The sequence below is a fragment of the Streptomyces sp. NPDC045701 genome, from assembly GCF_056432045.1.
Map to the genome: position 1 here is coordinate 1 of NZ_JBWKJV010000124.1, position 4,832 is coordinate 4,832.

The following is a 4,832-nucleotide window of genomic DNA, read 5'->3' on the forward strand; positions in this document are numbered from 1 at the left end:
GCCCGCCCCCGCGGCTCCGACCTGGCGAAACGCGACGCGAACCGGGCATGCAACCCCGCCAGCACCCCGTCCCACTCCTCAACCAGCCCCACCCCAAGCTCAGCCATACACCAACTCAACCACAAACAAGTGCGATTGCAGTACTAGCTAGACTAGTTCCATCCGCCGGGAGGAGGCGCCGCAAGACCGGGTGGCCGTCCTTTGGACAAGGTCCGAGCCTTGCAGCGGACGCTGTACCGCTGTGCCAAGCAAGAACCCGAACGCCGGTTTCATGCCCTGTATAGCCATGTCCACCGCATGGACGTTCTTCGGCGGGCGTGGGCCGGTGTGTGCGCGAACCGAGGTGCCCCCGGCGCCGACGGTGTGACCGTCGACGCGGTGGCGGCCTCGGGGGTGGACGCATTCCTCCAGGATCTGGCCGAGCAGTTGCGGACGTATACGTATCGTCCGTCGGTGCTGCGGCGGGTCCAGATTCCCAGACCGGGGCGGCCGGGGGAGTTCCGGCCGCTGTCGGTTCCCACCGTGGCGGACCGGGTGGTGATGACGGCCGCGAAACAGGTCCTGGAACCGGTCTTCGAGGCCCAGTTTACCGAGGCGAGCTACGGATTCCGGCCCAAGCGGTCCGCGATCGACGCGTGCGAAGCCGTGCGCGTCGCGGCGAACCAACGGCGGGAATGGGTCTTCGGGGCCGATATCCGGGACTGCTTCGGAACGGTCAACCACGACGCGCTCATGGCCCAGGTGGCCCGGCATGTCGTGGACCGGCCGATGCTGAAACTGATCCGGACCTGGCTGCGGATGGGAGTCCTGGAGGACGGGGTGACCTCCCCGACCGGGGCTGGAACCCCGCAGGGCTCACCGATCTCCCCGCTGCTGGCCAACATCGCCCTGCACGTCCTCGACGAGGCGTGGCAGGACGAGGGCCGCCGACTGGGGGTGCTGGTGAGGTACTGCGACGGCTTCGTGGTCCTGTCGCCGACCAGACAACGGGCCGGGCAGGCTCAGCAGTCGGCGGCGAAAGTGCTGGAACGACTCGGGATGCGACTGCACCCCGAGAAGTCCGGCATCACCTGCCTCACCCGAGGTAGGCAGGGCTTCGATTTCCTCGGCTTCCACCACCGGAAAGTGGAATCGTGGAAATGGCGAGGCAGGTTCTACCTGCAACGCTGGCCCTCGGTCAGAGCGATGCGGGTGCTGCGGGACAAGGTCCGCGCGGCTACCGCCCGCTCGAAGACCGAACGGCCGGTGTCAGCCGTGGTCGCTGACCTCAACCCCGTACTGCGGGGCTGGGCAGCGTACTTCCGCAACGGGAACTCCGGGCGGAGATTCAACGCGGTCGACGGCTGCGTCCACGAACGGCTGGCCATCTTCGCCAGCCGGAAACGCAGACTCCGAGGCCGGAACTGGACCACCCGATTCACCTACGGATGGATCTCCCGGCTCGGGGTCTACCGCCTCACCGGAAACGTGCACAGGGCGACGGCGCATGCCAGTCGGTGAACGATGTCGGAAAGCCGTGTGCGGGAGAACCGCATGCACGGTTTGAAGCGGCGGGGGCTGGAAACGGAGCGGAACCCACCGCGCCAGTCCCCGACCCTACTAAGTATTTCTCAGAGTCACCACTGGGGTATGGGTGCTTCCATCCGTTACCGAACACCGATATCTACCTGACGGTGGATTGTTCGTGTTGATCTGACCCAAGATCGAACATGTGGTCACGTCACTTCCACCCAGCGGCCCAGTCTCAGGGAGATCGATGAGGAGCTGATCTTGGGTTGTGGTAATGGTGTAAACGGCGAAGGGCGCCGCTCCCGGCAAGGCGGTGAAAGAGGTAAGCCCTCCCGGATCCACGGTGACAGCCGGGGTGCTGATTTCCCGTTTGCTGTAGAAGGAACGGCGGATTGGGCTGTCGGACTGGTTTCTGAGCGAGACGGTCGTAGTGGTGCTAGCGCCTTCGTCAGTTGCTGACAACCGGGTGATCTGCTCGCTGCCGGTGATGTGCCCGCTGCCGCTGAGGTGCTGGTCGTCACCCACAATGTGGTTGTCGTCCTCGGCCACGGCGTTGATGATGGTGATGTCATTGCCCGGATCGATATCGTCGGCGTGGGCGGGCGCGACTGCAGTACTGGCTGTGAGCAGCACCGCGGCCGCTGCCGTTGCGGGGCGCAGGGACCTCTTCACATCTTCTCCGTTCATTGAAAAAATTCATCGCGACGATACACGCAGTTATACAAATGGGTGGTGGATTAGGCCGGGGGTGGGCAAGCCGGATGGATCGCCGCGAGCGTTCAAGATCACGGGGAACTTCAGGCTGAGCCTGCACCCGGTCTGACTGCGGCGCTGAGACCGGTTGGCGCCCGCTATGCCGCGACCATCCGGTTCCTGGAGTTCTGCGAGGAATGGGGCGGCAAGTATCCGGCGATCGTGCGGTTGTGGGAAAACGCGTGGGCCGGGTTCGTCCCGTTCCTGCAGTTCGACGCCGAGATCCGCCGGATCGTCTGCACCACGAACGCGATCGAGTCGGTGCACGCGAGGATCCGCCGGGCGGTCCGGGCCCGAGGTCACTTTCCCCTCCGAGAACGCGGCTCTGAAGTGCGTCTACCTCGCGTCCCTCGACCCGACCGGCAGCGGACGCAAACGCTCGGCTACCCGCTGGAAGCGAGCCCTCCAGGCCTTCGACGGCCGCCTCACCAACAACCGAATCTGACCACACCAACCAACCCGGTTACACCGTTTACTGGACAGACCCGCTCCGTACCCGGCGCCGGTTCCTGCTTCCTCTGATACTTCTTTTTCACCCAGCCAAGAAAGGTCTCCGGGCTTCAGTGGCGCTGCCTCCCGCACAGCCTTCCCGCCCTGGAACACGGTCTGCGGGTGCTTCGCGAAATGGGCGGACCAGGGTGTGTTCGCCCAGCTGGGCGGCCGACTCCGGCAGCTCCTGTGGGAGAAGATGATCAACGACTACGGAAAAACTTGTCAGGGGTGTTTTTCTTCCAGTCCCTCCTTAACCTCCCCATGTGGGCGGGGAGATATGTGGCCTTGTCGGGAGCTGTTTGGTGGACTGCTCGCGCGTAGGCGGGCGGGTTGACTTATCGGAACGTTTGTGTGCTCCGCCGTCTCTTGCCGAGGTTGCTTATGTCGCTCTTCCTGCCCGTTGAAGCTGCTTCGGTCGCGGAGCGGGGTGCTGGTGGTGTTGTGCGCTGGCGGGGTGTGCGTCGTGTGGCTTTGGTGACGGCGGTGGTGATGGGGGTGGCGGCGGCTCCGGTGGTGTCGGCGGTGGCTGCCGATACGCCGGGTGGTGGGGTGCCGGCTGGGGTGTCGGGCTCGGTGCCGGTGGGTGATGCTGCTGCGGGGATGGTGGATGAGCGGACGGGTCTGTGGCGGATGAGTCTGCCGCTGGTCACGCTCGGGGGGCGTGCGGGCCTGGACGCCTCGGTGGCCTTGTCGTATGACCAGCAGCTGGCGGCGGCGGGGGTGGACCGGCACGGCCTGGGTGCGGGGATGACGCTGGGGGTGTCGTTTGTGGACACTGAGGGCGGGGTGCGGGTCTTCCCCGCCTCCGGGGGCATGTTCGAAGCCGACGAGGCCTCCGTGACCGGCCTGAAGCGCTACCCGCTGAAAGACCTGAAGTTCGAGCGCAGGGACGGCACTGTGGCGGCCCGGGACGGGGTTGCGGCCCGGGCTTATGCGTTCATGCTGTCGTATGAGGACGGGCGGGTGGATTTCTTCTCGGGTGAGGGGGATCTGCTGGCACGGAAGGACCGGTGGGGTAACCGGGTGGAGTGGGTGTGGGGGTCGGGGCACCGGCTGGTGCAGGTGGTGGACACCTACGGCCAGAAAGCCACCCTGACGCCGTCGGCGACCGGTTTGACGGTGACTTCACCGGCCCGCTCTGACGGGCGGGTGCCGAAGATGCAGCTGAAGATCGAAGGCGGCCGTCTGGTGCAGGTGACCGACCCGGCCGGCCAGGTCACCACCCTCGCCTACCGCGCCAGCAGCGAGACCGGGAACAAGCCGCTGCTGAGTGAGATCGTCACCCCCGCCGGGGCCCGGACCGCGGTCGACTACCAGACCGCGGCGGGGATGAGCGTGGTCAGAACCGTGCGGGTGACCGACCGGGGCGGGAAGGACATTGTCGCCCCGAAGAGTTTCTCGCTGGTTCCGGTGGACGGCCAGCTGCACAGCCACACCGGTTTCCCCACCTACCAGCACACCACGTTCGGCCTGTTCGACGCGGCGGATGCCGCCGCCCAGGGCTACCGGTATGCCACGGAGCTGTCGGACGGGGTGTCGGTGGTGCGTTCCACCTACAACAAGCTGCATTTGCTTCAGGAGCGGGAGACGTTCCTGGTTGCCGGGGACAAGCGGATAAGCCTGCAGAGGCAGAGCCTGGACTATGCGGGGGAGAAGGACGAGATGCCGCCGTCCCCGGTGGCTTTGCCGGCGAACTACGCCAAACCGGCCGAGGCACGGGTCACGCACCTGGGCCCGGGCGGCAGGCAGCGCACCACGGCCGAGACGGCCGTGTTTGATGATCATGGCCGGCAGGTGGAGCGGCGGGATGTGACCGGGGCGGTGACCCGCACCGGGTACGGGCCCTTCGGGCAGGCGGTGAAATCGGTGACCACCGGCACGGACGGCACCGTCGCCGAAACGCGGAACACGCTCACCCCCGATGGCAAGCATGTTGCGGCCACCACCGAAGCGGTGGCGAACAAGCCGGGGGAGACACCCAAAGCCCGCACGGTCACGAGCTTTGAGACTGATGAGCACGGTGAACTGGCGTCGAAGACTCTCACCTGGGCCGAGGGCGCGCGCCCGGAGGGTGATGA

At 66.2% G+C, this 4,832-nt stretch carries 3 protein-coding genes and 2 pseudogenes; 4 read left to right on the top strand and 1 reads right to left on the bottom strand.

Going from position 1 to position 4,832, the window contains the following annotated elements; all coding sequences use genetic code 11:
- Positions 1 to 297 precede the first annotated feature (297 nt).
- Complete coding sequence (gene ltrA / locus AC07DW_RS33370) at positions 298 to 1,500, top strand: group II intron reverse transcriptase/maturase (RefSeq protein WP_478861371.1); 1,203 nt, start codon at positions 298 to 300, stop codon at positions 1,498 to 1,500.
- A 99-nt stretch (positions 1,501 to 1,599) separates the two neighbouring features.
- Here ltrA and AC07DW_RS33375 read toward each other — a convergent pair whose 3' ends face one another.
- Positions 1,600 to 2,181, bottom strand: a complete 582-nt coding sequence (locus AC07DW_RS33375) for a hypothetical protein (RefSeq protein WP_478861372.1) — start codon at positions 2,179 to 2,181, stop codon at positions 1,600 to 1,602.
- Between the two features lie 210 nt (positions 2,182 to 2,391).
- On the opposite strand from AC07DW_RS33375, the pseudogene AC07DW_RS33380 reads away from it, so the two are divergent.
- The 3 genes and pseudogenes from AC07DW_RS33380 to AC07DW_RS33390 form a co-directional block, all read left to right on the top strand.
- Positions 2,392 to 2,707, top strand: a pseudogene (locus tag AC07DW_RS33380) (transposase); the annotation flags it as partial.
- Positions 2,708 to 2,814: 107 nt separating this feature from the next.
- A pseudogene (locus AC07DW_RS33385) lies at positions 2,815 to 2,950 on the top strand (transposase); the annotation flags it as partial.
- A gap of 269 nt (positions 2,951 to 3,219) precedes the next feature.
- Positions 3,220 to 4,832, top strand: a 1,613-nt coding sequence (locus tag AC07DW_RS33390; protein WP_478861373.1) for a hypothetical protein, incomplete at its 3' end; no start/stop codon positions are given.

What these genes read in the sequence shown, in the direction of transcription:
- ltrA (WP_478861371.1), top strand. Translation starts at nt 298, where the DNA reads ATGGACGTTCTTCGGCGGGCGTGGGCCGGTGTGTGCGCGAACCGAGGT.